25 protein-coding genes and 1 tRNA gene are annotated in these 25,450 nt (G+C 67.5%); 8 read left to right on the forward strand and 18 right to left on the reverse strand.

All coding sequences use genetic code 11. From position 1 onward, the window contains the following. Positions 1–15 precede the first annotated feature (15 nt). From CLV77_RS12270 to CLV77_RS12335, 14 genes are all read right to left on the reverse strand, one after another. Complete coding sequence (locus CLV77_RS12270) at positions 16–663, reverse strand: HAD family hydrolase (protein WP_076980045.1); 648 nt, start codon at positions 661–663, stop codon at positions 16–18. Continuing rightward, positions 660–1,157, reverse strand: a complete 498-nt coding sequence (locus CLV77_RS12275) for a YaiI/YqxD family protein (RefSeq protein ID WP_076980044.1) — start codon at positions 1,155–1,157, stop codon at positions 660–662. The genes CLV77_RS12270 and CLV77_RS12275 overlap by 4 nt, the downstream gene beginning before the upstream one ends. Then, the gene (gene fghA / locus CLV77_RS12280) at positions 1,154–1,981 is read right to left on the reverse strand and encodes an S-formylglutathione hydrolase (protein WP_076980043.1); all 828 of its coding nucleotides are present in this window, start codon (positions 1,979–1,981) and stop codon (positions 1,154–1,156) included. Before fghA ends, CLV77_RS12275 begins: the two co-directional genes overlap by 4 nt. Before the next feature lie 78 nt (positions 1,982–2,059). Further along, positions 2,060–2,989: an AEC family transporter gene (locus CLV77_RS12285; RefSeq protein ID WP_076980042.1), complete on the reverse strand. Its 930-nt coding sequence runs from the start codon at positions 2,987–2,989 to the stop codon at positions 2,060–2,062. A 130-nt stretch (positions 2,990–3,119) separates the two neighbouring features. Beyond that, positions 3,120–4,097: an iron exporter MbfA gene (mbfA, locus tag CLV77_RS12290; protein WP_076980041.1), complete on the reverse strand. Its 978-nt coding sequence runs from the start codon at positions 4,095–4,097 to the stop codon at positions 3,120–3,122. 80 nt (positions 4,098–4,177) lie between these two features. Then, positions 4,178–4,903, reverse strand: a complete 726-nt coding sequence (locus CLV77_RS12295; protein WP_076980040.1) for an NYN domain-containing protein — start codon at positions 4,901–4,903, stop codon at positions 4,178–4,180. Between the two features lie 81 nt (positions 4,904–4,984). After that, positions 4,985–6,097, reverse strand: coding sequence for an S-(hydroxymethyl)glutathione dehydrogenase/class III alcohol dehydrogenase (locus CLV77_RS12300; RefSeq protein ID WP_076980039.1), 1,113 nt, complete (start codon positions 6,095–6,097; stop codon positions 4,985–4,987). A gap of 149 nt (positions 6,098–6,246) precedes the next feature. Beyond that, positions 6,247–6,753: an RNA pyrophosphohydrolase gene (locus CLV77_RS12305; protein ID WP_076980038.1), complete on the reverse strand. Its 507-nt coding sequence runs from the start codon at positions 6,751–6,753 to the stop codon at positions 6,247–6,249. A gap of 79 nt (positions 6,754–6,832) precedes the next feature. Next, on the reverse strand, positions 6,833–8,188 hold the full coding sequence (locus tag CLV77_RS12310; protein WP_076980037.1) for a S41 family peptidase: 1,356 nt from the start codon (positions 8,186–8,188) through the stop codon (positions 6,833–6,835). A gap of 6 nt (positions 8,189–8,194) precedes the next feature. Further along, entirely contained in the window at positions 8,195–9,298 is a 1,104-nt protein-coding gene (locus CLV77_RS12315; RefSeq protein WP_076981113.1) for a murein hydrolase activator EnvC family protein, read from the reverse strand. Between the two features lie 65 nt (positions 9,299–9,363). Beyond that, positions 9,364–10,884: a 2,3-bisphosphoglycerate-independent phosphoglycerate mutase gene (gene gpmI / locus CLV77_RS12320; protein ID WP_076980036.1), complete on the reverse strand. Its 1,521-nt coding sequence runs from the start codon at positions 10,882–10,884 to the stop codon at positions 9,364–9,366. A 130-nt stretch (positions 10,885–11,014) separates the two neighbouring features. Next, complete coding sequence (gene rlmH / locus CLV77_RS12325; protein ID WP_076980035.1) at positions 11,015–11,485, reverse strand: 23S rRNA (pseudouridine(1915)-N(3))-methyltransferase RlmH; 471 nt, start codon at positions 11,483–11,485, stop codon at positions 11,015–11,017. A 5-nt stretch (positions 11,486–11,490) separates the two neighbouring features. After that, positions 11,491–11,868 carry a ribosome silencing factor gene (gene rsfS / locus CLV77_RS12330; RefSeq protein WP_233128059.1) on the reverse strand — a complete coding sequence of 126 codons (378 nt, stop codon included), beginning with the start codon at positions 11,866–11,868 and terminating at the stop codon, positions 11,491–11,493. A gap of 139 nt (positions 11,869–12,007) precedes the next feature. After that, the gene (locus tag CLV77_RS12335; RefSeq protein WP_076980033.1) at positions 12,008–13,345 is read right to left on the reverse strand and encodes a mechanosensitive ion channel family protein; all 1,338 of its coding nucleotides are present in this window, start codon (positions 13,343–13,345) and stop codon (positions 12,008–12,010) included. Positions 13,346–13,555: 210 nt separating this feature from the next. Between CLV77_RS12335 and CLV77_RS12340 the strand changes: the two genes are divergently transcribed. The 8 genes from CLV77_RS12340 to CLV77_RS12375 all read left to right on the forward strand — a co-directional run bounded on the left by CLV77_RS12340 (position 13,556) and on the right by CLV77_RS12375 (position 21,629). Next, positions 13,556–14,068: a hypothetical protein gene (locus CLV77_RS12340; protein ID WP_197685739.1), complete on the forward strand. Its 513-nt coding sequence runs from the start codon at positions 13,556–13,558 to the stop codon at positions 14,066–14,068. Between the two features lie 377 nt (positions 14,069–14,445). Continuing rightward, positions 14,446–15,852 carry a 3-isopropylmalate dehydratase large subunit gene (leuC, locus tag CLV77_RS12345; RefSeq protein WP_076980032.1) on the forward strand — a complete coding sequence of 469 codons (1,407 nt, stop codon included), beginning with the start codon at positions 14,446–14,448 and terminating at the stop codon, positions 15,850–15,852. Between the two features lie 93 nt (positions 15,853–15,945). Further along, complete coding sequence (gene leuD, locus CLV77_RS12350) at positions 15,946–16,551, forward strand: 3-isopropylmalate dehydratase small subunit (RefSeq protein WP_076980031.1); 606 nt, start codon at positions 15,946–15,948, stop codon at positions 16,549–16,551. A 360-nt stretch (positions 16,552–16,911) separates the two neighbouring features. Next, a complete protein-coding gene (locus CLV77_RS12355) occupies positions 16,912–17,706 on the forward strand; it encodes a hypothetical protein (RefSeq protein ID WP_170043963.1) in 795 nt (264 codons plus the stop codon). Between the two features lie 281 nt (positions 17,707–17,987). After that, positions 17,988–19,283: an endonuclease/exonuclease/phosphatase family protein gene (locus tag CLV77_RS12360; RefSeq protein ID WP_197685738.1), complete on the forward strand. Its 1,296-nt coding sequence runs from the start codon at positions 17,988–17,990 to the stop codon at positions 19,281–19,283. Then, positions 19,177–20,286 carry a 3-isopropylmalate dehydrogenase gene (gene leuB, locus CLV77_RS12365; RefSeq protein WP_076980028.1) on the forward strand — a complete coding sequence of 370 codons (1,110 nt, stop codon included), beginning with the start codon at positions 19,177–19,179 and terminating at the stop codon, positions 20,284–20,286. Before CLV77_RS12360 ends, leuB begins: the two co-directional genes overlap by 107 nt. Before the next feature lie 148 nt (positions 20,287–20,434). Beyond that, positions 20,435–21,397, forward strand: a complete 963-nt coding sequence (locus CLV77_RS12370; RefSeq protein ID WP_076980027.1) for a DMT family transporter — start codon at positions 20,435–20,437, stop codon at positions 21,395–21,397. Between the two features lie 155 nt (positions 21,398–21,552). After that, a tRNA-Pro gene (locus CLV77_RS12375) sits at positions 21,553–21,629 on the forward strand. A gap of 98 nt (positions 21,630–21,727) precedes the next feature. Here CLV77_RS12375 and CLV77_RS12380 read toward each other — a convergent pair. From CLV77_RS12380 to CLV77_RS12395, 4 genes are read right to left on the reverse strand one after another with little or no spacing between them, the layout of a single operon-like run. Continuing rightward, on the reverse strand, positions 21,728–22,423 hold the full coding sequence (locus CLV77_RS12380) for an HAD-IA family hydrolase (RefSeq protein WP_076980026.1): 696 nt from the start codon (positions 22,421–22,423) through the stop codon (positions 21,728–21,730). Further along, positions 22,420–23,103: a ribulose-phosphate 3-epimerase gene (rpe, locus tag CLV77_RS12385; protein WP_076980025.1), complete on the reverse strand. Its 684-nt coding sequence runs from the start codon at positions 23,101–23,103 to the stop codon at positions 22,420–22,422. The genes CLV77_RS12380 and rpe overlap by 4 nt, the downstream gene beginning before the upstream one ends. 39 nt (positions 23,104–23,142) lie before the next feature. Then, positions 23,143–24,222 carry a class II fructose-bisphosphate aldolase gene (fba, locus tag CLV77_RS12390; RefSeq protein WP_076980024.1) on the reverse strand — a complete coding sequence of 360 codons (1,080 nt, stop codon included), beginning with the start codon at positions 24,220–24,222 and terminating at the stop codon, positions 23,143–23,145. A 15-nt stretch (positions 24,223–24,237) separates the two neighbouring features. Next, positions 24,238–25,446: a phosphoglycerate kinase gene (locus tag CLV77_RS12395; RefSeq protein WP_076980023.1), complete on the reverse strand. Its 1,209-nt coding sequence runs from the start codon at positions 25,444–25,446 to the stop codon at positions 24,238–24,240. Between the last annotated feature and the right edge of the window lie 4 nt (positions 25,447–25,450).

Below are 25,450 nucleotides of genomic sequence, written 5' to 3' on the forward strand. Positions count from 1 at the left end.
CGGGGGGCGGGCCGGTCAGCTTGCGTCCTCGGCCGCGGCAAATGTGGCCTCGTCCCGGGACAGCAACCCTTCCGCGACCAGCCGGTCGGCCCAGCCCTGGGGCCCCTGGAACAGGTGCGTCTGCCAGCCCCTGGCGGCAGCGGCGGTGATGTTGTCGGGGCGGTCGTCAGCGAAAAGAAGCGTCGCGGGCGCCAGGCCGCAATCTTCCTCGACCATGCGATAGATCTTCTCGGCGGGCTTGATGACGCCCATGTGCCCCGAGATGTAGCGCCGGTCGAATTCGGCCAGGAATGGGTAATGCCCCGAGGCGAAGTCGAAGCTTTCGATGCCGAAATTGGTCAGGGCGAAGACGGGCACGCCCCGGGCGCGCAGGCGCCGCAGCAGGTGAACCGAATGCTCGATCACCGGTGTCGCCAGCTCCAGCCAGTTGTCGTGCCACATGCGGATCTCGTCGCGCCACTCGGGGTAGCTGTCTGCGGTGGCGTAGATCGTGTCGGTGAAATGCTGGCCGCTGTCGACCTTGTCGTTCATCGCGTGCAGGTCGACGGAGGCGAACATCTCGCGCCGCCGGGCCTCGCCGATGGTGCGGTCGTAGAACCGCTCGGGCTGCCATTCGATCAGCACGTTGCCGATGTCGAAGATCACCGCCTTGATATTGCTCATTCGCCTTGTTCTCCATCCTGGCCGCGCGGGACGGCCCCGTCGGCAAGATCCTGGGCCGCCGCCCGCAGCGCCCGTTCCAGTGCGTCGAGAAAGCGCGACCGGTCGGCCTTGCCGAAGCCCTTTCCGCCGCCCTGGCGGAAGGGATCGGCGGCGCGCAGGTCGGCCATCAGGTCGCGGGTTGCCAATGTCTGGCCGATGTTGGCGCGGGTCAGCGCCTCGCCGTTGTGGCGCAGCACCCGGGCGCCCGCTTCCACGCATTTGGCCGCCAGGGGGATGTCGCCTGTGACCACCACGTCACCGGGTCCGGCCCGGTCGGCGATCCACATGTCCGCAAGATCGGGCCCTTCGGGAACGTAAACCATCTCCACCAGCGGATTGGCCGAGGGGCGCAGCCCCCCGTTCGAGACGAATTTCACCGGCGTCCGGTGGCGCGTCGCCACCGCCTCGGCCTCGGCCTTGACCGGGCAGGCGTCGGCGTCGACGTAGATCGTCATGACCAGAGCGCCTCGGCGTGGAAGGCCAGGTGATCCTCCATGAAGGAGGCGATGAAGAAATACGAATGATCATATCCCGGCTGCATCCGGAACTGTCCCTGCTGGCGGCGCGCCATCATCGCGTGGGCCAGGGTCTCAGGACGCAGGAGATCCAGGAACTGGTCGTCCGAACCCTGGTCGATCAACACCGGGCCATCGAATCCGCGATCGGCCATCAGCAGGCTGGCGTCATGGCCCGAGGCGTCCGCCCCCTCGCCAAGATAGGCCGCGAACTGCTTGCGTCCCCAGTCCGAGGCGGTGGGATTGGCGATCGGGGAGAAGGCGCTGACCGAGCGGTAGCGCCCGGGATGGCGCATGGCCAGGGTCAGCGCGCCGTGCCCGCCCATGGAGTGGCCGGTGATCGCCTGACGCTCCACGTCAAGGGCGAATTCCTCGAACAGCAGGCCCGGCAGCTCGCCGACAATATAGCTTTCCATGCGGTAGTGGTCGGACCAAGGCTCTTGTGTCGCGTCGAGGTAGAAACCCGCGCCCTGGCCCAGATCGAAGGCCTCGTCGTCGGCGACGTGTTCGCCGCGCGGCGAGGTGTCGGGAAAGACCAGGGCCACACCATGTTCGGCGGCCCAGCCCTGGGCACCGGCCTTGATCATCGCGTTCTCGTGGGTGCAGGTCAGACCAGACAGGTACCACAGCACAGGCACGGGCCCGTCGCGGGCCTCCTCGGGCAGGAATAGGCCGAAGGTCATCTCGCTGTCGCAGCAGGCAGGACGGTGGGAATAGACCCCCTGGACGCCGCCAAAACACCGATTTTCCGAGATCGTCTTCATGCCTGTTCTCCTTGCCTGGCGGCCCTGTTGCCGGTGCCGTCTGCTCTGCCCGGACCTACCCCATCCCGCCGGCCCAGGTCAAAGCGGTTTGACCCATCCGATCACGAACGTCACGGTAAGTACGCTGAGCGCGGTCGAGACCAGGATCGCGGTCGAGACCCGCTGCGGCGCGACCCTGTAATGCTGGGCCAGCATGTAGACATTGCCGGCCACCGGCAGGGCGGCGGCGGCGATCGCGACCCCGGCGGAATATCGCTCGACCTTGAAGATCAGCAGCATCGAGATAGCGACCGCCACCGGGTGAAGCACCAGTTTCACCGTGCTCAGCCAGATGGCGATGCGCATCCGCTCGGCCGACTTGTCGGAAAGCGAGGCGCCGATCGCGAAAAGCGCGCCGGGCGTCGCGGCGGCCCCCAGCAGCACCAGGAACTGGTTAACGGGGCCGGGCACCGGCCAGCCGAGGGCCGAGACGGCAAAGCCCAGACCGATGGCCACGATCATCGGGTTGCGCAACAGACCCAGACCGATCGTGCGCAGGATCGCCGGTTCCAGCCGCCCCTGGCGGGAGCCTGTGATGATCGCGACCACCAGGCTGGAAAAGACCAGCAGGTCGGTTGCCAGCACCAGCATGACGGGGCCGATCGCCGCCTCGCCCAGCAGCATCACCAGCATCGGCACGCCCAGGAACCCGACGTTGCCGATGACGCCGCATTGAGCTTCGATCGCGGCCTCGGCCACCGGCAGGCGGCGCAGCCGCGCCACCAGGGTCACCAGCAGGTAAAGCGGGACGGTCGCGGCCAGATAGGCGGCCACCAGAGTCCAGTCCAGCACCTCGGCCAGCGACAGGTTGGCCGAAAACCGAAACAGCATCGCGGTCAGCGCGAAGTAGAAGACGAACTTCGTCAGCCAGGCGTTCGCCTCGGGCGGGAAGAAGCCACTGCGCCCGGCACCATAGCCAAGACCGATGAGGGCGAAGAAGGGGATCGTCTGGAGGAATATGTCAACCATGCCCGCCCGATAGCACGCGGCGGCGGCGGGCGGAATGGCCCGCGGAACGTTGCGTCAAGGCCGCGGCACCGCGGGCACATCCGGGCCACAGGCGGACCGGAATGCGCCCACCGGAAGGGGCCGCCCGGCCTTAGCCGGAGCCGATCAGAACGCCCGCCGCCAGCACCAGCGCGCCGCCCAGGACCACCTGCATCGCGGCCCGGAAGAAGGGCGTTTCCATATAGCGGTTCTGGATCCAGGCGATGGCCCAAAGCTCTATGAAGACCACGATGCCGGCGATGGTGGTGGCGGTCCAGAAATCGGGGATGAGATAGGGCAGCGCGTGGCCAAGGCCGCCCAGGGTCGTCATGACCCCCGAGGCGATGCCGCGCTTTAACGGAGAGCCACGGCCCGACAACTCGCCATCGTCCGATGCGGCCTCGGTGAAGCCCATCGAGATGCCGGCGCCGACCGAGGCGGCCAGCCCGACCAGGAAGGTCTGCCAGGTGTCGCCGGTCGCGAAGGCCGCCGCGAAGATCGGCGCCAGGGTCGAGACGGAGCCGTCCATCAGCCCCGCCAGCCCCGGCTGCACCCAGGTCAGAACGAACTGGCGCTTGGCGGCCTCGTCCTCGGTGTCGCGGGCTTCGGGGTCGAGGTGCTTGTCCTCCAGCTCGTCGGCGGTGGCGGCATGACCCGCCTCGGCGGCAGCCAGGTCGCCCAGCAGCTTGCGGGTGGCGCTATCGGTGGTGCGGCGTGCGGCGGCCTCGTAGAAGCGGCGGGCCTGGTCTTCCATGCCGGCGGCCTCCTCGCGGATCCGCTCAAGGCCGAGGTTCTCCACCAGCCAGACCGGCCGGCGGGCGTAATAGCCCGAGACATGCTCACGCCGGATCAGGGGGATCATTGTGCCGAAACGCGCCTCGTGCAGCTCGATCAGGCGGCGGCGATGCTCGTCCTCCTCGGCCGCCATGCCATCGAAGATGGATGCCGAGGCGGGAAACTCGTCGCGCAGGGATTCGGCATATTGGCGGTAAATCCGGGCGTCATCCTCTTCCGAGGAAATGGCCAGCGCCAGGACCTCCTGCTCGCTCAGGTCCGAAAAGCGGCGGCGTTGGGCAAATCCGGGTATCATCGGGGGCGACCTCCTGCTGGTTTCCCCTCAAGCTAGAGGAAGGGGCCGCTCCCGCAAGGGGCAAGCGTCGCGCCCCTGCCCTAGTCCAGTCGGCGCACGTGCATCTGGTTGCCGACCTTGCGGGTTTCGAACCGCTTGAGGTCCTGAACCAGATCAGACAGCTTCTTGCGCCCGTAGCTGCGGGTGTCGAAATCGGGGTTGTCGGCGGTGATGTACTGGCCAAGCTGGCCCAGCGCATACCAGTCGTCGTCCTGGGCGATCTTGTCCATCGCCCGCAGGATCAGCGGGATCGCATCGGTGGGATCGGCCTTGCCCTTGCGCGGGGCCTCGGAGCGGGCGCCGCCGCTTGCGGGTTCGGGCTCGTCGACGAGGTTCTCGATCATCACGAACCGGGTGCAGACATTGCGCAGGGATTCGGGCGCCTTGCCCTCGCCGATGCCGATCACGTCCAGGCCGTTCTCGCGGATGCGGTTGGCCAGGGCGGTGAAGTCGCTGTCCGACGAGACGATGACAAAACCGTCGAACCGGCCGGTGTGCAGGATGTCCATCGCGTCGATCACCAGACCGATGTCGCTGGCGTTCTTGCCCTTGGTATTGGCGGTTTCCTGATGCGCGACAAGCCCGTGTTCCAGCACCTTCTCGGCCCAGCCGCGCAGGCGGTCGCTGGACCAGTCGCCATAAACCCGGCGCAGGGCGGGCTTACCCAGGCTCGTGATCTCTTTCAGGATCGCCTCGGCGAATTTCGCCGGGATGTTGTCGGCGTCGATCAGGACGGCCAGCAGGGGCGGTTTGGTAAGCTCGGGCATGGGGCTTGGCCTTTGTTGTTCTGGTGGGCCGCCGCCGGTCGGGGGCGGCCCTTTCCCTCGCACATAGCCCGCAAGGCGGGGTCAGTAAACGACGACCGAGCGGATGGATTCGCCCGAGTGCATCAGATCGAAGCCCTTGTTGATGTCCTCAAGGCCCATCGTGTGGGTGATCATCGGGTCGATGTCGATCTTGCCGTCCATGTACCAGTCGACGATCCTGGGCACATCCGTGCGCCCGCGCGCACCACCAAAGGCCGTACCGCGCCAGACCCGCCCGGTGACAAGCTGGAAGGGCCGGGTCGAGATTTCGGCCCCCGCGGGCGCCACGCCGATGATGATCGACTCGCCCCAGCCCTTGTGCGCCGACTCCAGCGCCTGACGCATGACTGTGACGTTGCCGGTGGCGTCGAAGGTGTAATCGGCCCCGCCGCCGGTCAGCTCGACCAGATGGGGCACCACGTCGCCGTCGATCTCCTTGGGGTTCACGAAATCGGTCATGCCGAAGCGGGTCGCCATATCCTTCTTGCTGTCGTTGATGTCGACGCCGACGATCTGGTCGGCCCCCGCCAGACGCAGGCCCTGAATGACGTTCAGCCCGATGCCGCCCAGACCGAAGACCACGGCGCGGGCGCCGATCTCGACCTTGGCGGTGTTGATGACGGCACCAATCCCGGTGGTCACACCGCAGCCGATGTAACAGATCTTTTCGAAGGGCGCGTCGGGGCGGACCTTGGCCAGCGCGATCTCGGGCAGGACGGTGTGGTTGGCGAAGGTCGAGCAGCCCATGTAATGCAGGATCGGCGTGCCATCCAGCATCGAAAAGCGCGAGCTTCCGTCGGGCATCACCCCTTGGCCTTGCGTCGTGCGGATCGCCTGACACAGGTTCGTCTTGGGGTTGAGGCAATATTCGCACTGCCGGCATTCGGGCGTGTAAAGCGGGATGACGTGATCGCCGGGCTTCAGGGTGGTGACGCCCGGCCCGACCTCCAGCACCACGCCGGCGCCTTCGTGGCCCAGAATGGCGGGGAACAACCCTTCGGGGTCGGCACCCGAGCGGGTGAATTCGTCGGTGTGGCAGATGCCGGTTGCCTTGATCTCGACCAGCACCTCGCCGGCGCGGGGGCCTTCAAGATTGACCTCCATGATCTCAAGCGGTTTGCCGGCCTCAAGCGCGACGGCTGCTCTGGTTCTCATACTCGGGGTCCTTTCAGCGAGGTGGTGCGGCAGAATGTGGCAAAGCCGGCGCGGGATCAACCGCCCGGCGGGGCGTTCGGGTCCGGTGCCGGGGCGACATTGGTCGCAAGGAAGGGGGATGGATCGGGCCCGGCGCGCGGGCGGGCGGGTCAGCGCAGGTGGTCGGCGAACTCGGCCAGGACGCTGACGTAGATATCGCGCTTGAAGGGCACGATCGCCTCGACCAGGTCGGCCCGGCGCATCCACTGCCAGCGGGCGAACTCGGGGTGGCCCCCGTTGATGTCGATACCGTTCTCCGAACCCGTAAGCTGCATCAGGAACCAGTGCTGGGACTGGCCCCGGAAGCGGCCCTTCCAGACCTTGGGCACCAGGTCATGGGGCAGGTCGTAACAGCGGGCCTCGCGGGTTTCGGCCAGCACTGTCACCTGCTCGTCGGTCAGCCCCGTCTCCTCACTCAGCTCTCGCAAGGCGGCCTGGCGCGGGCTTTCGCCGGGATCGACCCCGCCCTGGGGCATCTGCCATGCGCCGGGCGTGTCCAGCCGTTCGCCGGCAAAGATCAGCCCGTCGCGGTTGATCAGCACGATGCCCACGCAGGGGCGATAGGGCAGGCGCGCGATCTCTTCGGCACAGGGGGCGGTCGGGGAGTTGTCGGTCATGTCAGGCGAAAACCCGGGTCTTGAGGGTGGTGGCGGGCGGGGCCGGGCCCCGCCGCACCGCATGGTGCATGGCCGTGGATCACTCCTGCGGGCCGAGCACCTTGAGACCCTTCAGCAGGTCGATGGCATAGGAAAGCTGGTAATCCTCCTCGCGCAGCTTGGCGGCTGCGGCGGCGGCTTCCTGCTCTTTCTTGAGCTGCTCACGCTCGGCGTCGGTCATGCTGTCGTTGCTGATCGCGCCGCGCAGGTCCGCCTCAGAACGGTTGGGACGGCGGGTGCCGTTCGCCTTCTCGTCCCCGTCCTCGCCCTCGGCGGCGGCCTCGGGGCGCGGGGGCTGTTCGACCACGATGTCGGGCGAGACGCCCAGCGCCTGGATCGAGCGGCCCGACGGCGTGTAGTAACGCGCCGTCGTAAGGCGCATCGCGGCCTCGCCGCGCAGGGGCATGATCGTCTGGACCGACCCCTTGCCGAAGCTCTTGGTGCCGACCACCACCGCGCGATGGTGATCCTGAAGCGCGCCCGCGACGATTTCCGAGGCCGAGGCCGAACCGCCGTTGATCAGCACGACCATCGGCTTGCCCTCGGCCAGGTCGCCGGGGCTGGCGTTGACGCGGTCGCTGTCCTGGGGATTGCGGCCACGGGTCGAAACGATCTCGCCCTTGTCGAGGAAGGCGTCCGACACGCGGATCGCCTGGGTCAGCAGACCACCGGGGTTGTTGCGCAGGTCCAGGATGAAGCCGTTGACCTTGTCGATCCCGCCGGCCTCTTCGACCAGCTTCTTCAGCTCGGTCTCGAGGTTGGGATAGGTCTGGTCGTTGAAGGTCGTCACGCGCAGCACGGGGGTCGTCCCCTCCAGCCGGGCGCGCACGGCGGTCAGGCGGATGGTGTCGCGCACGATGGTCACGTCGAAAGGCTCGGCCTTGCCCTCGCGGACGACGGTGATCACGATTTCCGAACCGACGGGACCGCGCATCATCTCGACCGCGTCATCCAGGGTCAGGCCCAGCACGCTTTCGCCGTCCACGTGGGTCACGAAATCGCCGGCCTCGATCCCGGCCTCGTCGGCGGGGGTGCCGTCGATGGGCGAGACGACCTTCACGAAGCCCTCTTCCTGAGTGACCTCGATGCCGAGGCCGCCGAACTCACCCCGGGTCTGGACCTGCATGTCGTCGAAATCCTTCGGCGGCAGGTAGCTCGAGTGGGGATCCAGCGAGGTCAGCATGCCGTTGATCGCGGCCTCGATCAGGTCGGCCTCGTCCACCTCTTCGACATATTGGGCGCGGATGCGTTCGAAGATGTCGCCGAACAGGTCGAGCTGTTCGTAGACATTGGTCTTCTGTTCGGATTCCTGGGCGATCAGCGGACCGGCGACCTGGGTGGTCATGACGATCCCGGCCAGGGTGCCGCCGACGGCGGCCATCACATATCTCTTCATCGCATCCTATTCCTCTGTCAGGCGGAACCAGTCGGCTGGATCCATCGGCACGTTGGCCTGTCTCACTTCCATATAAAGCGTTTCCTCCCGGGATCCGCCATCGTCTTTGACCCCCACGGTCAGGAAGTCGCGCTCTTCCGGCGCCTCGCCGCCCATGAGCCCGATCGGCGCGCCGGCGGGGATGATCTCTCCGACCTCACCATAAACCTCTTTAAGCCCGGCGATCACCAGCAAGAAGTCGGCCGCAGGCTCCAGGATCATCACGTTTCCGTAGTCCAGCAGCGGGCCGCGGTAGCGGATCGTCGCGGGCCAGGGGCTGGTGACCAGGGCGCGGGGCCGGGTCGCAAGGACGATGCCCGGCCGGCGCACGCCCGCGGCGTCCGCCTCTTCGAACCGGCGCAGAAGCTTGCCATCGACGGGCAGCGGCAGCCGCCCCCGTGCGCCCGCGAACCTGTCGGGCGCCTCGGCCTCCCCCGCTCCGCTTTCCAGCGCGGTGACCTCCTGCCGGCTCAGCCCGTCGGCAAAGCTGTCGAGGGTCTGGCTGCTTTCGGCCAGGCGGGCCAGGGCGGCCGGGTCGGCGGCGAAACGGCGCGGCAGGTCGGTGCGGTCGGCCACGGCGCGCGACAGGGCGATGCGGGCCTTCTGCGCCCCATCCAGCCCCTCGCTCAGCGTCGCGGCAGCGCTTTCCTGCAAAAGGCGCAGAACCTGAAGCTCGGACAGCTCGGCACCAAGTGTGCGGGCCTGGGATTGCAGCGCGGGCGTGATCTCGGACAGGATCATCCCCGAGCGGGCGGTGCCGACCGGCCCCGAGGGATGAAGCAGCAGCAGGGGCGCCGGCGCGCGCTGGATCGTCTGCAACGCTCCCAGAAGCCGCGCCACCTCCTCGCGCTTGGCGTCCAGCCGCATGACCAGCACCCGCTCGCGCAGGGTCGCCTGGCGCAGTCCCTCGCGCAGGGCGATCAGCCCTTCCTCGTAGCCGCGCACCGCCTCGCTGAGGGCCCGGACCCGGTCACGGGCGCCTTCCGCCTCGGTCAAAGCGATCGCGGCGCGCTCCAGCATCTGGGCCGCGCGTTGTGCGGTGATGGCGGGATCGGCCTGCCCCGATGCCATGCCCGGCAGCAAAAGCGCCAGCAGGATGGCAAGGCCACGGGGGCCGCGGGGTCGGAACCGGCCCCTCACCGGATCAATGACTTTCCGGTCATCTCGGGCGGGGGCGTCAGGCCCATCAGCTCCAGCACCGTGGGCGCCAGGTCCGCCAGCCGCCCATCGGCCAGGCGCGCGCCCTCGGGGCCGCCGTCCAGCAGGACGGGCACCGGGTTGAGGGTGTGGGCGGTGTGCGCCTTGCCGGTCTCGGGGTCGACCATCAGCTCACAATTGCCGTGGTCGGCGGTGACAAGCAGCGCGCCGCCGCTGGCGCGGGTCGCCTCGATCAGCCGGCCGAGGGCCACATCCACGGCCTCGCAGGCGCGGGTCGCCGCAGAGATCGAGCCGGTGTGACCGACCATGTCGGGATTGGCAAAGTTGACCACGACCAGATCATATCCCTTGCGCACGGCCGCGACCAGGTGATCGGCCACCTCGACCGAGGACATTTCGGGGCGCAGGTCATAGGTGGGCACGTCGGGGCTGGCGGGCATGTGACGGTCCTCGCCCGGCTCGGGCTCTTCGCGCCCGCCGTTCAGGAAGAATGTCACGTGTGGGTATTTCTCGGTCTCGGCGATGTGGAACTGGGTCAGCCCCTTGGCCGCGACCCAGGCGCCCAGCGTATTCTCGACCTCGTGCTTGGGAAAGACCGTGTCGAAGAAGGCGTCGTGACGTTCGGAATAGTCGGCCATGCCAAGGCGGGCGACCAGTTCGGGGCGGGTCGCAGTGGGGAAATGGTCGAAGGCCGGGTCGACGATGGCCGACAGGATCTCGCGGGCGCGGTCGGCGCGGAAGTTCAGGCAGAAAAGCCCGTCGCCGTCGCCCATGCCGGCATAGTCGCCGATGACGGTCGGATCGTAGAACTCGTCGCTTTCGCCGCGGCCACGGGCGGCGCGGTCGGCGTCGCGGGCGCTGGCGGCGCGGTGGGCGGCGCGCCCCTCGACCATGGCGGCATAGGCCTTCTCGACCCGCTCCCAGCGCTGGTCGCGGTCCATCGCCCAGTAGCGGCCGATGACAGTGCCTATGCGCGCCCCCTCGGGCAGGGCCTCCTCAAGCTGCCTGAGAAAGCCACCGGCTGAGCCGGGGGCGACATCGCGCCCGTCGGTCAGCGCGTGCACCACCACGGGAATACCGCGCCCCGCCAGAAGGCGCACCGCCTCGATCAGGTGGGCGATGTGGCCGTGGACGCCCCCGTCCGATGCCACTCCCAGCAGGTGGGCGGTGCCGCCGCTGGTCCCAACCCTGTCGGCAAAGCGCAGAAGGGCGGGATGCGCGGCAAAGCTGCCGTCCTCGATCGCAAGGTCGATCCGGCCAAGGTCCATCGGCACGATGCGCCCGGCACCGATATTCATGTGCCCGACCTCGGAATTGCCCATCTGACCGGTGGGCAGGCCCACGTCCGGCCCGTGGGTAATCAACCGTCCCATCGGCCCCTTGGCCATCAGCGCATCGAAATTGGGGGTGTCCGCCTGGGCCGGCGCATCCTCTGGTCCGCCCGTGCCGATGCCCCAGCCATCCAGAATGCACAGAACGACGGGTCGGGGACTGGTCATGCGGGCGGCTCCTTGGCGTTTGCCGGGTTTGTAGCCGGTCCCATCGGCGGGGGAAACACCCAGAACGCCGCGCGCGGCGATTGGCGCCTGTCAGAAAGGGATAACCTGGCCCGGATGCGGCCCTTCACCCTCAGTCCCGGTGATAGGGGCTGCCGGACAGGATCGAGGCCGCGCGGTAAAGCTGTTCGGACAGCATCACGCGGGCCAGCATGTGCGGCCAGACCATCGCGCCCAGAGAGATCGCCATGTCGGCCCGGGCGCGCAGCGCGGGGTCGATCCCGTCGGCGCCGCCGATCATCAGCGCCAGCTCGCCCCGCCCGTCATCGCGGTGACGGGCCAGTTCCTGCGCGAAATCGCGCGAGCTCAGCTTGCGCCCGCGCTCGTCCAGGACCCAGAGGGCCGCGGCTTCGGGCACGGCACGCTCCAGCAGGGCGGCCTCGGCGGTCATGCCGCCGCCCTTGCGGTCCTCGACCTCGACCACCTGGGCCGGGCCGAGGCCCAGCGCGCGGCCGGTCTTGTCAAATCGTGAGAGATAATCGTCGAGCAAAAGCCGTTCGGGACCGGCCCGAAGCCGGCCCACGGCACAGATCCTGACGCGCATGGCTCCTACCGGGGTTCGGTCGGCAGCCACATCTTTTCGAGGGCGTAGAATTCACGCACCTCGGGGCGAAAGACGTGAACGATCACATCACCCGTGTCGATCAGCACCCAGTCGCCGGCATCCTTGCCTTCGACCTTGCTGAGACGGCCGAACTCCTGCTTCAGGCGATCGACCAGCTTTTCCGAGATCGCGGCCACCTGACGGGTCGAGCGCCCCGACGCGATCACCATGTGATCGGCCAGTTCGGTCCGCCCGCGCAGATCGATGGTCACGACATCCTCGGCCTTGTCGCTGGCCAGGGAGTCCAGGATTTCGTCAAGAAGTTGTTTGCTCGTGGCATTGTCCGCCGCCGATTCGGCGCCGGCATGTCGTGCGGCCGTCATATCGACCGTCTCCGCATGTTGAGACAGGACATCGTCCTCCTTAACAACGCGCCGGCAAGCCCCGGCGCCGGGCATGGGGCCAATATAGCAACCGCAAGCCCCATTCTCAATTGCGCCGGCCATTTTTTGCGCAGCACGGTCAGTCGAGCACCACCCCCGGGCTCTTGGGTATCTCGCCCAGGATGCGCACCTCGCGCTGGGGGAAGGGGATGTTGATGCCGTTTTCCTTGAACGTGTCCCACAGCGCCAGGAAAACGCCGCCGCGCACGTTGGTCAGCCCCTCGGTCGGGTCGCGGATCCAGAAGCGCAGCACGTAGTCGACCGAACTGTCGCCGAATCCCACGATGTGACAGACCGGCGGACGGATCGACAGCACCCGGTCGACCGACTTGGCCGCCGCGATTGCCAGCCGGCGCACGTCATGGGGATCGTCGTCGTAGGCGGCGCCGAAATTGATGTCGAGGCGCACGTAATCGTTGGAATGGGACCAGTTGACCACCTGGGTGGTGATCAGGTCCTCGTTCGGGATCAGGTATTCCTTGCCGTCGCGGGTGGTGATCGAGACGTAGCGCGCGGTCAGGGCGTTGATCCAGCCGAAGGTCTCGCCCAGGCTGATGACGTCGCCGGGCTTGATCGACTTGTCGAGCAGGATGATCACCCCCGACACCAGGTTCGAAACGACCTTCTGCAGGCCGAAGCCAAGGCCGACGCCGATGGCACCCGACAGCACCGCAAGGCCCGTCAGGTCGAAGCCGACGGATTTCAGCCCGATGAAGAAGGCCGCGCCGTAAAGCACGATCTGCAGGATCTTGACCGCCAGCACCCGCATGGAGGGCGACAGATCCTCATTGCCCTGGATGCGGTTCGAGGTGGCCGAGGAGACCAGCCGCGCCCCCGTGAACAGCAGCGCCGTGATCACCAGCGCCTTGAGAATGGCGAGCGCGGTCAGGCGAAACTCGCCAAACTCCAGCGCCAGCCCCTCCAGCATCCTGCCGAAGCTGTCGTCCAGTTCCAGATAGTAGAGCGTGACGTAGATCCACGCGCCCCAGGTCGCGACCCGGCGCAGCAGCGGATTGCGGATCAGCCGGGCGATCAGCCCGACGACGAACCAGGCGGTGACGATGGTGGCGAAGAGCCCCACGAAATAGCTGCGAGAGGGCCAGGTCAGCTCGCGCATGACGAAGACGACGCCCCAGGCAACCAGCATGGTGGCGATCAGCCAGATCCGCCGGTGCAGCAGCACCAGGACCCGCATCCGCCACTTCGCCAGGCCTTCGAGGCTGCGCATCCAGTCGTGCATGCGTGGCGCCACGACCATCCGCAGCAGGTAGGCGACCAGCACGATCCCGACGACGATGCCAAGCTGATAGAGCCGCCAGGGCAGCAGGAGATCGTTGAGCAGGGCCTCGACCTGCGACCAGAGGCCGATCGCCTTGTCGGACACGGCGTCGGGGAGGCCGGGAATTTCTGGGTTCATTCCGCCTGACCTTTTTTTGCCAGAGTTGCACAGCGCCCCGGCGCGCCGCAACAGTTCCGGCCGCCCCGCCCGCCGCCGCGGCACTGTGCGGGGCGGATCGCGGCTGTCGGGCAACGGATTCGTTATCCTCCATCAGCCGATCGTGTGGGGAAGCCGGGGGGATGGGCCCTAGGTTCCGGGGTCGATGAAACGACAACAGGGAACACAGCAATGAACAAGCAAAGACACACACGTCCCGGAACAGCGATCCTGGCCGCCGGCCTTGCACTGGCACTGGGCGCCGCGGCACAGGCCGCCCCCGTCGCGGTCGAGGCGGTGATGACCCCGAAAGAGCAGATGAAGTTCGAGTTCGGCGACGGCTCCAAGCACTTCGTCCTGGCCGTGCGCCGCGAGGGCAAGGCCGAGGGCGAGGGCATCCTGGCCGGCGCCTCGGTCACCGAGTTCGGCTGGCACGACATCCGCCCGCCCGTCGATGGCGACCCGCAGGGATACCTCGAGATGACCGACGCCGATGGCGATCTGGCAGTTCTGAAATGGTCCGTGCGCGCGATCTTCATGGCCGGCGAGGGCAAGCCCGCCCTGCATGACAACGGCGTCTGGGAACTGGTCAGCGGCACCGGCAAGTTCGAGGGCATGCGCGGCGTCGGCTCACTGGTCATCGAACCGGCGGGCGAGACCGAGCGCCGCTTCATCCTTGAAGGCGAGATCAGCGACGCCCCCTGAGGCGTGGCCTCCAATCAGACGATCCGGGACGGCCCTTTGGAACGGGGCCGTCCCGAGCCATCCGCCTTTGGCCCCCGCCGCTCCGGACCGGCCAAGTGCCTTCAAAACCCCTCGTCGCGGCCTGCGCCGCCCCCGCCCCGATGGCGGCACATCGGCCCAACGCGCTTCGCGCGCTTGCTGCCCGCCAGGTTAAGTTGTATTTGAGCGGCGTGACTCAGTTTTTTGACATGGATGACCGGGCGCGCCTTCCCTGGCGGTTCCACGGTTCGACGCTGACAATCCTGGCAGCCGAGTAGCGCCTGCGCGACCGGTGCCGCCTGCGCGGCCACCCGTCTTGATGCCCTTTCACGTTACATACCTATGCGGGAGATCCCCCGATGACTGCCCCCAAGACCCTCTATGACAAGATCTGGGACGCCCATGTCGCCCACGAGGCCGACGACGGCACCACCCTTCTCTACATCGACCGGCACCTGGTCCACGAAGTGACCAGCCCGCAGGCCTTCGAAGGGCTGCGCATGAACGGCCGCAAGGTCCGCGCCCCCGAGAAGACCATCGCCGTGCCGGACCACAACGTCCCCACCACCGAGGGGCGCGACACCTATATCGAGAACGAGGAAAGCCGCATCCAGGTCGAGGCGCTGGACCGCAACGCGCGCGAGTTCGAGCTGGTCTACTACCCGGTCAGCGACATCCGTCAGGGCATCGTCCACATCGTCGGCCCCGAGCAGGGCTGGACCCTGCCCGGCATGACCGTGGTCTGCGGCGACAGCCACACTGCGACCCACGGCGCCTTCGGTGCGCTGGCCCACGGCATCGGCACCTCGGAGGTCGAGCATGTGCTCGCCACCCAGACGCTGATCCAGAAGAAGTCCAAGAACATGAAGGTCGAGATCACCGGCAAGCTGCGCCCCGGTGTGACCGCCAAGGACATCACCCTGGCCGTCATCGGCGAGACCGGCACCGCCGGCGGCACCGGCTATGTCATCGAATATTGCGGTGAAGCGATCCGCGACCTGTCGATGGAAGGCCGCATGACCGTCTGCAACATGGCGATCGAGGGTGGCGCCCGCGCCGGCCTGATAGCGCCGGACGAGAAGACGTTCGACTATGTGATGGGCCGCCCCCACGCGCCCAAGGGCGCCCAGTGGGAAGCCGCCCTGGCCTGGTGGAAGACGCTTTACACCGACGAAGGCGCGCATTTCGACAAGGTGCTGACACTGAAGGGCGAAGACATTGCCCCGGTCGTGACCTGGGGCACCTCGCCCGAGGACGTGCTGCCGATCACGGCCAGCGTGCCCTCGCCCTCGGATTTCGAGGGTGGCAAGTCCGAGGCGGTCAAGCGCTCGCTCGACTACATGGGCCTGACCCCCGGCACGCCGCTGGACCAGGTCGAGATCGACACGGTTTTCATCGGGTCGTGCACCAACGGGCGGATCGAGGATCTGCGCGCCGCCGCGGCGATCCTGAAGGGCAAGAAGGTCAAGGACGGCCTGCGCGCCATGGTGGTGCCGGGTTCGGGCCTGGTCCGGGCCCAGGCCGAGGAAGAGGGCCTGGCCGACATCTTCAAGGAGGCCGGTTTCGAATGGCGCCTTGCGGGCTGTTCCATGTGCCTTGCCATGAACCCCGACCAGCTGTCGCCCGGCGAGCGTTGCGCCGCCACCTCGAACCGCAATTTCGAGGGGCGCCAGGGCCGGGGCGGACGCACCCACCTGCTGAGCCCCGCGATGGCGGCGGCCGCCGCGATCACCGGGCGGCTGACGGATGTGCGCGAACTGATGTAAGGCCCCAGGGCCACGGGCCGGCCTGCCTCCGGCGGGGATATTTTTCCTCGAGTGAAGCCCGCCGGGGCGGCCTGTCCGAGCAAGGAGACGACAATGGACAAATTCGAAAAGATCACCGGGGTGGCGGCGCCGATGCCGCTCATCAATGTCGACACCGACATGATCATTCCCAAGCAGTACCTGAAGACCATCGCGCGCACCGGCCTGGGCAAGAGCCTGTTCGACGAGATGCGGTATGACGACGACGGCAACGAGATCGAAAGCTTCGTGCTGAACCAGCCGGCCTATCGCAATGCCGAGATCCTGGTCGCAGGCGACAATTTCGGCTGCGGCTCCTCGCGCGAGCATGCGCCCTGGGCGCTGAAGGATTTCGGCATCTCCTGCGTGATCGCCCCCAGCTTCGCCGACATCTTTTACAGCAACTGCTTCAAGAACGGGATCCTGCCCGTCATCCTGCCCCAGGAACAGGTGGACGTGCTGATGAAGGACGCCGAGAAGGGCGCCAACGCCCGCATGACGGTGGACCTGGAGAACCAGACGATCACGACCTCGGAGGGCGAGAGCTTCGGCTTCGAGATCGACGCCTTCAAGAAGCATTGCCTGCTGAACGGCCTGGACGACATCGCGCTGACCTTGGAGAAGGGCGCCGCGATCGACGCCTTCGAGGCCAACGTCAACCAGCAGCGCCCCTGGGTCTGACCCGGGCCGCGCCACCGGCCAACAAGGCGGGCGGCGGCGATGCATGTGACATTTCGGGGCCCGGCCTTTCGCGTGAAGGGCCGGGCCCCGGTGCTTCCGACGCGCCCCGACGCAGGGCGCGGCTGATGCAAAGGGGCGACAGTGAGGGGGCGAAAACCCCTTCGCGCGGCCCCACCCGGCCCGGCGGCCTTGTCGCTCGGGGTGAAAAAAGGCAGGAATAAGACAATAAAGAGGCATTCCGCCACAATCGGACGGGGCCCGAAATGGAACAAGGATCCGGCGTGTACCGGGTTCGTCCAGTCGAGAGGCAGAGCAGTGATCCTACGGGTAGCAAGCGCGCTTTTGCGTGCATTCCTGATGATGACCTTGATCGTCCTGCCGTCACTTCTGGTGCCGACGGCCGGGGTGAACACCCATCTCATCACCCTGATCATCGGCCTGTCGCTGGCTGTCTTCGTCTTCACCGAGTACATGGCCCAATCGCCCGGCATTCTGGAATTCCGCGATGCGCCGCCCTACAACCGCATGCGCTTCCTTTTGCTGTTCGGCTCGATCATCCTGGCGGCGGTGGCCTATCGCGCGCCCTGGGATGGCACGCCGCTGGTGCGGCTGGTCTATTCGCTGGGCCTGCTGGTGGGGCAGACGCTGGACGTGCCCTTCAGCCCGATGCGCCTGGCCAGCGGGCTGATCCGGCCCGACGCCTCGCCCTGGATCTCGCAACTGGTCTACGTCACGCTGGGCCTGTCGTTCATCATGAGCGTCTTCGTCGTCTGGTCGCTGCTGCTGATCCTGCGGGTTAATAACTGGCCGTCGCGGTCGCGGGCCTTCAACCTGTGGGTCAACCTGCCGACCTTCGATCCGACCAGCGGCGGCGACGTGGTGGCGAGCCTGGTGCGCTCGGCCCGGATTAACATTTCATTGGCGATTCTGCTGCCATTCTTCCTGCCACTGGCGATGCGGGTAGTGATCGGGACACTGGATCCGAGCGCCCTGAACGCGCCCCTGTCGATCATCTGGATCGTGTCCATATGGATGTTCCTGCCCACCTGCTGCGTCATGAAGGCGATCGTCATGCACCGCCTGGCGCGGCTGGTCAGCATGCAGCGGCGCCTGGACCGGGTCCGGGAGGAACCGGCGGAGTTGGTTCCCGCCTGAGGCCGTCAGACCCGGGGCAGCGCCGGGCGGCTGGGCTTCACGGTCTTCATCGAACATGGCGTTTCGCTTGGTTGGTGCGGCACGGGGGCATTGCCGCCTGCCGGAATGTCGGCCTGCGCCTTGTCGCATTCCTGCTTGTCGGACTCCTTTGCACAGTGCCGGTCCGGGCGGCCTCGGCGCAGGCGCCCCCCCTTCCGCTGACGCCCCCTCCGCCCGAAAAGGGCAGCCTGCGGATTGCCGTCTTCAATGCCGAGTTGACGCGGCGGGGACCGGGGGTCCTGTTGCGGGACATTTCGCAAGGGCGCGATCCGCAGGTCGAGGCCGTGGTCGCGGTGATCGCCGCCGCGCGGCCCGATATCCTTCTGCTAGCCGGCTTCGACACGGATCTCGACGGGCATGCACTGGCAGCCCTTCGCGGGCAGATCTCGCGGGCAGGGCATCCGATGGACCATGCCTTTGGCGCCCTGCCCAACGCCGGCCTGTCCAGCGGGATGGACCTGGACGGGGACGGTCGGTTAAACGGGCCGCGCGATGCCCAAGGCTACGGGGCCTTCCACGGCGCGGGGGGCATGGCCCTTCTGTCGCGCCTGCCGCTCGGGTCCGTCACGGACCTGTCCCCCCTGCGCTGGGCGGAGCTGCCGGGTGCCCGCCTGCCGCGCCGGGGGGGCAAGCTGTTCCCGGACGAGAAAGCCGCGCAACAGCGCCGGCTGTCGTCGGTCGCCCATTGGCTAGTGCCGGTGCCCCTGCCCGATGGGGGTCGGCTGATGCTGATGCTCTACCATGCGGGGCCCCCGGTCTTTGACGGGCCGGAGGATGCCAACGGCCTGCGCAACGCCGAGGAGAACCGCCTGTGGCGGCTGGTGCTGGACGGCTGGGCGCCTTCCCAGACCGAGGGGCAGCTGATCGGGTCCGGGGATCTGCCGGTGCTGGCGGGGATATCGAACCTTGATGTGCGACGTGGCGAGGGGCGGCGCGCGGCGATGGCCGCACTCCTGCGCCACCCCCGGCTTCGGGATGCGCGCCCGGCATCCGCCGGCGCGGCGGCGGCGAATTCGGGGGCACCGAACGGCGAGCCGGCCCTCGACACGGTCGACTGGCCCGAGGAGGACGCGGCGGGCGGCCCCGCGCCGGGCAACCTGCGGGTGGCCTACGTGCTGCCCGACGCCCGGCTGCGAGTGACAGGCGCCGGGGTGTTCTGGCCGGCGCCGCAACCAAAGGCGGGCGGGGCGCGCGACAGGGGAGGACGGGGCTGGGCCGAGATCGTGGCCACCGCCTCGCGCCACCGGCTGGTCTGGGTCGATGTCGCGCCATCGCCACCCGGCGCATCCGGGCCGCGCAGAGCCGACATTTCGCCACTCCGGGGACGTGTTCGGGGGACAACGCCCGGCGCGGGCCGGGTCCGGCCCAGCTTGACCCCCCCTGCGGGCCGGGATACGCCATCCGGCGACCCATTCAAGGAGCCCGCGACCCATGAGCAACCCTACCCTTCTGATCCTTCCCGGCGACGGCATCGGCCCCGAAGTGATGACCGAGGTGCGCCGCATCATCGACTGGTTCGGCGACAAGCGCGGCCTTAAGTTCGACGTGGCCGAGGATCTGGTGGGCGGCGCCGCCTATGACGCGCATGGCACGCCGCTGACCGACAAGACCATGGCGCATGCCCAGTCTGTCGACGCCGTTCTGCTGGGTGCCGTCGGCGGCCCCAAATACGACGATCTGGATTTCTCGGTGAAGCCCGAGCGTGGCCTGCTGCGTCTGCGCAAGGAAATGGACCTTTACGCCAACCTGCGCCCCGCCCAGTGCTTTGACGCGCTGGCCGATTTCTCGTCGCTCAAGCGCGACATCGTGGCCGGGCTGGACATCATGATCGTCCGCGAGCTGACCTCGGGGATCTACTTCGGTGAGCCGCGCGGCATTCAGGCCGACAACGAGGGCGGGCGCGTCGGCGTCAACACCCAGCGTTACACCACCAACGAGATTCGTCGCGTCGCGCGCTCGGCGTTCGAACTGGCCCGCCGCCGCTCGAATCGCCTGTGCTCGATGGAGAAGGCCAACGTGATGGAATCTGGCATCCTCTGGCGCGAAGAGGTGCAGTGGGTCCATGACAACGAATACCCCGATGTCGAGCTGACCCACATGTATGCCGACGCCGGCGCTATGCAGCTGGTGCGCGCGCCCAAGCAGTTCGACGTCATCGTCACCGACAACCTCTTCGGCGATCTGCTGTCGGATGCCGCCGCGATGCTGACCGGCTCGCTGGGCATGCTACCCTCGGCCTCGCTGGGGGCGCCGGCTGAAAACGGCCGGCCCAAGGCCCTTTACGAGCCGGTGCACGGTTCGGCCCCCGACATTGCCGGTCAGGGCAAGGCCAACCCCTGCGCCTGTATCCTCAGCTTCGCGATGGCGCTGCGCTACTCGTTCGACCAGGGCACCGAGGCCGACCGCCTCGAGGCCGCGGTCGAGTCGGTCCTGCGCGACGGCGTGCGCACCGCCGACCTGATGCAGGCCGGCGACCGCGATCCGGCCTCCACCACCCAGGTCGGCGACGCCGTCCTCAAGGCGCTCGACGCCAGCCTCTGAGACTTCGCGGAACCCGGCCCCGGGCCGGGTTCCGCCCCTGCCCACCACCGGGGGAAGCCCGCCGGTTCGCGTCCGGCGCAGGCCCGGCGGGTTGACCCCGCCGCGGACGCTGCTTTTATCAGCCGTCAATCGCCTGCGGAGATCGCCCATGCCCGATACAGCCCGATCCAACCTGCGCGGCACGATCCTGGCGCTGCTGGCCTTTGCCACCTTCTCGACCCATGACGTGGTGGTGAAAAGCCTGGGCGGCTTCTATTCGGCGCCGCAGATCCTGTTCTTCAGCGTCCTGCTCAGCTTTCCGCTGGCGACGCTGATGCTGGTGCGCGACAGGACGGCCGGAAACCTGCGCCCTGTGCATCCCTGGTGGTCGGCCCTGCGCACGGCGGCCAGCGTGGCAACGGGGCTTTCGGCCTTCTACGCCTTCTCGGTCCTGCCCATGGCGCAGGTCTACGCCATCCTTTTCGCGGCCCCGCTGCTGGTGACGATCCTGTCGATTCCGATCCTCGGTGAAAGGGTCGGGCGCCACCGCTGGTTCGCCATCGCGCTGGGCATGCTGGGGGTGCTGGTGGTGCTGCGCCCCGGGGTGACCCCGATCGGCGCCGGGCACCTCGCGGCGCTGGTGGCAGCGGTCGGTTCGGCCACGGCCTCGGTCGTGGTGCGCAAGATCGGCAATGATGAACGGTCGGTCGTCCTGATGCTCTACCCGATGATGGCCAGCGTGGTGCTGATGGGGCTGATCATGCCCGTCAGCTACACCCCCATGCCCGTTACCCACCTGGGCATGCTGGCGGTGATCTCGGCCCTCAGTTTCGTGGCGGGGCTGCTCCTGATCGGGGCCTACCGGTCGGGCGACGCGGCGGTGGTCGCGCCGATGCAGTATTCCCAGATCCTGTGGGCGGTGCTTTACGGCGCGCTTTTCTTCGGCGAAAGCCCCGGCATCTTCACCCTCATCGGGGCCGGCCTGGTGATCGCCAGCGGCGTCTATATCGTGCTGCGCGAAAGCATCCGCGGACCCTCGCGCAACCAGCCGGTGCAGAAGATGCGGAGCCGTCAGGACAGCTGGCTTTCAATGCGCGCGGTGGCCCGCGCCACGCGCCGGCCGGTGGTCTGAATCACGGCCCCCGCGATAGGCATCGCGGGCCGGGCAAGCTGCTTGACACGCAACCGAAAAAAGCAAATAACCCGCCGCAACGGCAGACGCCCCGAGCCATCTGCCCCGCGCCCGAGCGGGGAAATGACAGGGCCGGACAAGCGTGCCGTTCGCGTCGGAGTGTAGCTCAGCCTGGTAGAGCACTGTCTTCGGGAGGCAGGGGTCGGAGGTTCGAATCCTCTCACTCCGACCACTTATTTCTCAAGCGATTGGATTGGCTGCGGACTGTTTGCCGCCGGGACGGATGTCGGGACGGATTTTCGCGCAGGTTTCGCGCCCGCGAAGGCTGGGTCAGCGGTCGGGGCCGAACAGCAGCGGCGCCGGAAGGTTGGGCCTTGTCAGGTCGGGGATCACCCATTCGGCGCCGGTGAAATCCTCGTCGGCGGTGTATGCCGACGGCGTTACCACGACCTTCAGCCCCGCCCCACGGGCCGATTTCAAACCGTTCAGGCTGTCCTCGAACGCAATCGCTTGCGACGGGTCAAGATCAAGCCGGCTGAGGGCCAGTTCGAACACATCGGGCGCGGGCTTCTTGGCGGCGACCTGATCGCCCGCCGCGATGACCTCGAACACCTCCGTGGCAGGGCGGCCCCAGCAGGCGCGGCACAGGGTCTCGACATTGGGAAGGTTGGTGGTGGTGGCGACGGCGACCCTGATTCCGGCATCCACCGCCGCCTGGATCAGCTGCGCGACGCCCGGGCGCAGGCTCAGCTCGCCCCCGGCTATGATCTCGCCGTAGATCTCGGTCTTGCGGCGGTGCAGGCGCGCGATTTCCCCGTCGTCCGGCATCCGGGCCCCGATATCGTCGCGATGGCGGCGGATCCGCTCCTTGCCGCCGGTGGTCTTCAGCAGCCGCTTGTAATCCGCGACCGTCCAGCACCAGTCCAGCCCGGCCTCGTCGAAGGTGCGGTTGAACGCCCTGCGATGCGCCTCTTCGGTTTCGGCGAGGGTTCCGTCCACATCGAATATTAGCGCCCTCAGGGTCATGCCCCCTCCGCCGCGGCGCGGATGGCGGCGATGTTGCGGCCATAGACATCGGGGGCTTCCACCGAGCCGCCGCGGAACACGGCCGAGCCTGCAACCAGCACATCCGCCCCTGCGGCGCGGACAAGCGGGGCGGTGTCGGGATCGACGCCGCCGTCTATCTCGATATGGACCTCGCGGTCGCCGATCATCTCGCGCAGGCGGCGCACCTTGGCCGTCATGTCGATGAACTTCTGGCCGCCGAAGCCCGGGTTCACCGTCATCACGCAGACCAGATCGCACAGATCGAGGACGTGGGCGATTGCCTCGGCCGGGGTGCCGGGGTTCAGCGCGACGCCCGCCTTCATCCCGGCGGCGCGGATCGCTTGCAGCGTTCGGTGGATATGCGGCCCCGCCTCCACATGGGCCGTCAGAATGTCGGCCCCTGCGTCGGCGTAGGCGTCGATCGAGGAATCGACCGGTGAGATCATCAGGTGGACGTCCATCACCGTCTTGACGTGCTTGCGGAACGCCTTGACCGCCGGCGGACCGAAGGTCAGGTTCGGCACGAAATGGTTGTCCATCACGTCGACATGGACCCAGTCGGCGCCCTGCGCCTCGATCGCGCGGATCTCCTGTCCGAAATTGGCGAAATCGGCGGACAGGATCGACGGCGCGATCTTAACGTTGCGATCAAAACCCATCTTGGGCCCCCTCTGGTTCTGGTTTGCGTGCGGCGCGGATCAGGCGGCCTTGGCGGCGCCGATGACCGGGTCGAGCGATCCGTCGGCATAGCGTCTGGCCATGTCATCCATCGGGATGACCTTGATCTTCGAGGCGTTTCCGGCCGTTCCGAACCGCTCGAACCGGTCACGGCACAGATCCTCCATCTCCTGCATGGCGGGGATCAGGAACTTGCGCGGGTCGAACTCTTTCGGGTTCTGGGTGGCGACCTTGCGGAACTGCGCGGTCATCGCCATGCGGCAATCGGTGTCGATGTTGACCTTGCGGACCCCGGACTTGATGCCCTTTTCGATTTCCTCCACCGGCACGCCGTAGGTCTGGGGCATCTCACCGCCGAATTCGTTGATCATGTCCTGCAACGACTGCGGCACCGAGGAGGATCCGTGCATGACCAGATGCACCGTGGGAATGCGCTTGTGGATTTCGGCGATGCGCGTCATCGCCAGGATCTCGCCGTCGGGCTTGCGCGAGAACTTGTAGGCCCCGTGCGAGGTGCCGCAGGCGATCGCCAGCGCGTCGACCTTGGTCGTGGCAACGAAATCGGCAGCCTGGTCGGGGTCGGTCAGAAGGTCCTCCATCGACAGCTTGCCGACCGCGCCCGATCCGTCCTCTTCGGCGGCTTCCCCGGTTTCCAGCGATCCCAGAACGCCCAGCTCACCCTCGACCGAGGCGCCGACCCAATGGGCCATCTGCGACACCCGCTGCGTGATGTCCACGTTGTATTCGTAGGAGGCGGGCGTCTTCATGTCCGCCTCGAGAGAGCCGTCCATCATCACCGAGGTGAAGCCGTGGCCGATTGCGCTGAGGCATGTCTGTTCGTTGTTGCCATGGTCCTGATGCATGCAGATCGGGTTGTTCGGAAACATCTCGGCCAGCGCCTGAACCATGTGGCGCAGCATGATGTCACCGGCGTAGGACCGGGCGCCGCGACTGGCCTGGAGGATCACGGGGGCGTCCACGGCCTCGGCGGCCTTCATGATGGCGATGCCCTGTTCCATGTTGTTGATGTTGAATGCCGGGACCCCGTAACCATACTCGGCGCCGTGATCCAGAAGCTGGCGAAGCGTAATCAGTGCCATTTGCGGTGAACCTCCTCAGGCTGCTTTGGTGGCCTGCATCAAGGCCGCGATACCGGGGAGCGCCTTGCCCTCCAGCCATTCCAGGAATGCCCCCCCGGCAGAGGAGACATAGGTGAAGTCGTCCGCGACCCCGGCGACGTTCAGCGCCGCGACGGTGTCACCGCCGCCGGCCACGCTGACGCAACTGCCCGCGCGCGTGGCCCGGGCGGCCTTTTGCGCCAGCGCGACCGTCGAACGGTCGAATGGCGGCACCTCAAACGCGCCCAGCGGGCCGTTCCAAAGGATCGTCCGTGCCCCGGCCACGACCTTCTCGAATTCGGCCAGCGAGTGGGGCCCGGCGTCGAGGATCATCATGTCATCGGGGCATTCGTCGGCGGCGAAGACATGCTGTTCGGCCCCTTCTGCAAATTCGCGCGCGCCGACGCAATCGGTAGGCAGCACCAGCCGGCAACCGGCCTTGGCGGCAAGCGCGCGGATCTCGGCGACGGTCTCGATCTGGTCGGCTTCGTGCAGCGATTTGCCCATGGGGGCGCCATCTGCGAACAGGAACGTGTTGGCCATGCCGCCGCCGATGATGACGGCATCTAGCTTGCCTACCAGGTTCTTCAGCACCGCGATCTTCGAGGACACCTTGGCCCCGCCGACAATGGCGACGGCGGGGGATCGGGGCGCCTCGAGTGCGGCGGAAAGTGCCTCGATCTCCTCGATCAGCAGGGGGCCGGCGGCCGAGGGCAGCAGCCGGGTGATCGCATGGGTAGAGGCATGGGCACGGTGGGCGCAGGAAAAGGCGTCGTTGACATAGATATCGCCAAGACGGGCCAGCCGGGCCGCGAAACCCGGGTCGTTCGCGGCCTCGCCCTCGTCGAAGCGCAGGTTCTCGCACAACAGAACCTCGCCGTCGCGCAACAGGGCGGCCTGGGTTTCGGCAGCCTCGCCCGTGCAGGTTTCGGCGAAGCGCACCGGCACGCCCAGCGCGTCGGACAGCGCCGGGCACAGCTTTCCGACCGAAAACTCGGGCTCGGGGCTTTGCGGATCGGGGCGACCGAAGTGGGTCAAGATCACAAGCCGGGCGCCCCGGGCCAGAAGCGGTTTCATCCCGGCGGCGAAGCGTTCGATACGCGTCGCGTCGGTGATCCGGTCGCCATCGACCGGCACGTTGAGGTCGGCGCGGACCAGCAATCGCTTGCCGCGCACGTCCATGTCATGGATGCGAGAAATATCCATCAGA

Source organism: Brevirhabdus pacifica (assembly GCF_002797755.1).
In the GTDB taxonomy this organism is placed as follows: domain Bacteria; phylum Pseudomonadota; class Alphaproteobacteria; order Rhodobacterales; family Rhodobacteraceae; genus Brevirhabdus; species Brevirhabdus pacifica.

What these genes read in the sequence shown, in the direction of transcription:
- CLV77_RS12270 (WP_076980045.1), bottom strand. Translation starts at nt 663, where the DNA reads ATGAGCAATATCAAGGCGGTGATCTTCGACATCGGCAACGTGCTGATC.
- CLV77_RS12340 (WP_197685739.1), top strand. Translation starts at nt 13,556, where the DNA reads ATGAACAAGCAAAGACACACACGTCCCGGAACAGCGATCCTGGCCGCC.
- CLV77_RS12295 (WP_076980040.1), bottom strand. Translation starts at nt 4,903, where the DNA reads ATGCCCGAGCTTACCAAACCGCCCCTGCTGGCCGTCCTGATCGACGCC.
- leuD (WP_076980031.1), top strand. Translation starts at nt 15,946, where the DNA reads ATGGACAAATTCGAAAAGATCACCGGGGTGGCGGCGCCGATGCCGCTC.
- leuB (WP_076980028.1), top strand. Translation starts at nt 19,177, where the DNA reads ATGAGCAACCCTACCCTTCTGATCCTTCCCGGCGACGGCATCGGCCCC.
- gpmI (WP_076980036.1), bottom strand. Translation starts at nt 10,884, where the DNA reads ATGACCAGTCCCCGACCCGTCGTTCTGTGCATTCTGGATGGCTGGGGC.
- rpe (WP_076980025.1), bottom strand. Translation starts at nt 23,103, where the DNA reads ATGGGTTTTGATCGCAACGTTAAGATCGCGCCGTCGATCCTGTCCGCC.
- CLV77_RS12275 (WP_076980044.1), bottom strand. Translation starts at nt 1,157, where the DNA reads ATGACGATCTACGTCGACGCCGACGCCTGCCCGGTCAAGGCCGAGGCC.
- CLV77_RS12380 (WP_076980026.1), bottom strand. Translation starts at nt 22,423, where the DNA reads ATGACCCTGAGGGCGCTAATATTCGATGTGGACGGAACCCTCGCCGAA.
- CLV77_RS12305 (WP_076980038.1), bottom strand. Translation starts at nt 6,753, where the DNA reads ATGACCGACAACTCCCCGACCGCCCCCTGTGCCGAAGAGATCGCGCGC.
- fghA (WP_076980043.1), bottom strand. Translation starts at nt 1,981, where the DNA reads ATGAAGACGATCTCGGAAAATCGGTGTTTTGGCGGCGTCCAGGGGGTC.
- CLV77_RS12285 (WP_076980042.1), bottom strand. Translation starts at nt 2,989, where the DNA reads ATGGTTGACATATTCCTCCAGACGATCCCCTTCTTCGCCCTCATCGGT.
- fba (WP_076980024.1), bottom strand. Translation starts at nt 24,222, where the DNA reads ATGGCACTGATTACGCTTCGCCAGCTTCTGGATCACGGCGCCGAGTAT.
- CLV77_RS12300 (WP_076980039.1), bottom strand. Translation starts at nt 6,097, where the DNA reads ATGAGAACCAGAGCAGCCGTCGCGCTTGAGGCCGGCAAACCGCTTGAG.
- leuC (WP_076980032.1), top strand. Translation starts at nt 14,446, where the DNA reads ATGACTGCCCCCAAGACCCTCTATGACAAGATCTGGGACGCCCATGTC.
- CLV77_RS12395 (WP_076980023.1), bottom strand. Translation starts at nt 25,446, where the DNA reads ATGGATATTTCTCGCATCCATGACATGGACGTGCGCGGCAAGCGATTG.
- CLV77_RS12310 (WP_076980037.1), bottom strand. Translation starts at nt 8,188, where the DNA reads ATGAAGAGATATGTGATGGCCGCCGTCGGCGGCACCCTGGCCGGGATC.
- CLV77_RS12315 (WP_076981113.1), bottom strand. Translation starts at nt 9,298, where the DNA reads ATGGCATCGGGGCAGGCCGATCCCGCCATCACCGCACAACGCGCGGCC.
- mbfA (WP_076980041.1), bottom strand. Translation starts at nt 4,097, where the DNA reads ATGATACCCGGATTTGCCCAACGCCGCCGCTTTTCGGACCTGAGCGAG.
- CLV77_RS12355 (WP_170043963.1), top strand. Translation starts at nt 16,912, where the DNA reads ATGACCTTGATCGTCCTGCCGTCACTTCTGGTGCCGACGGCCGGGGTG.
- CLV77_RS12335 (WP_076980033.1), bottom strand. Translation starts at nt 13,345, where the DNA reads ATGAACCCAGAAATTCCCGGCCTCCCCGACGCCGTGTCCGACAAGGCG.
- rlmH (WP_076980035.1), bottom strand. Translation starts at nt 11,485, where the DNA reads ATGCGCGTCAGGATCTGTGCCGTGGGCCGGCTTCGGGCCGGTCCCGAA.
- rsfS (WP_233128059.1), bottom strand. Translation starts at nt 11,868, where the DNA reads ATGACGGCCGCACGACATGCCGGCGCCGAATCGGCGGCGGACAATGCC.
- CLV77_RS12370 (WP_076980027.1), top strand. Translation starts at nt 20,435, where the DNA reads ATGCCCGATACAGCCCGATCCAACCTGCGCGGCACGATCCTGGCGCTG.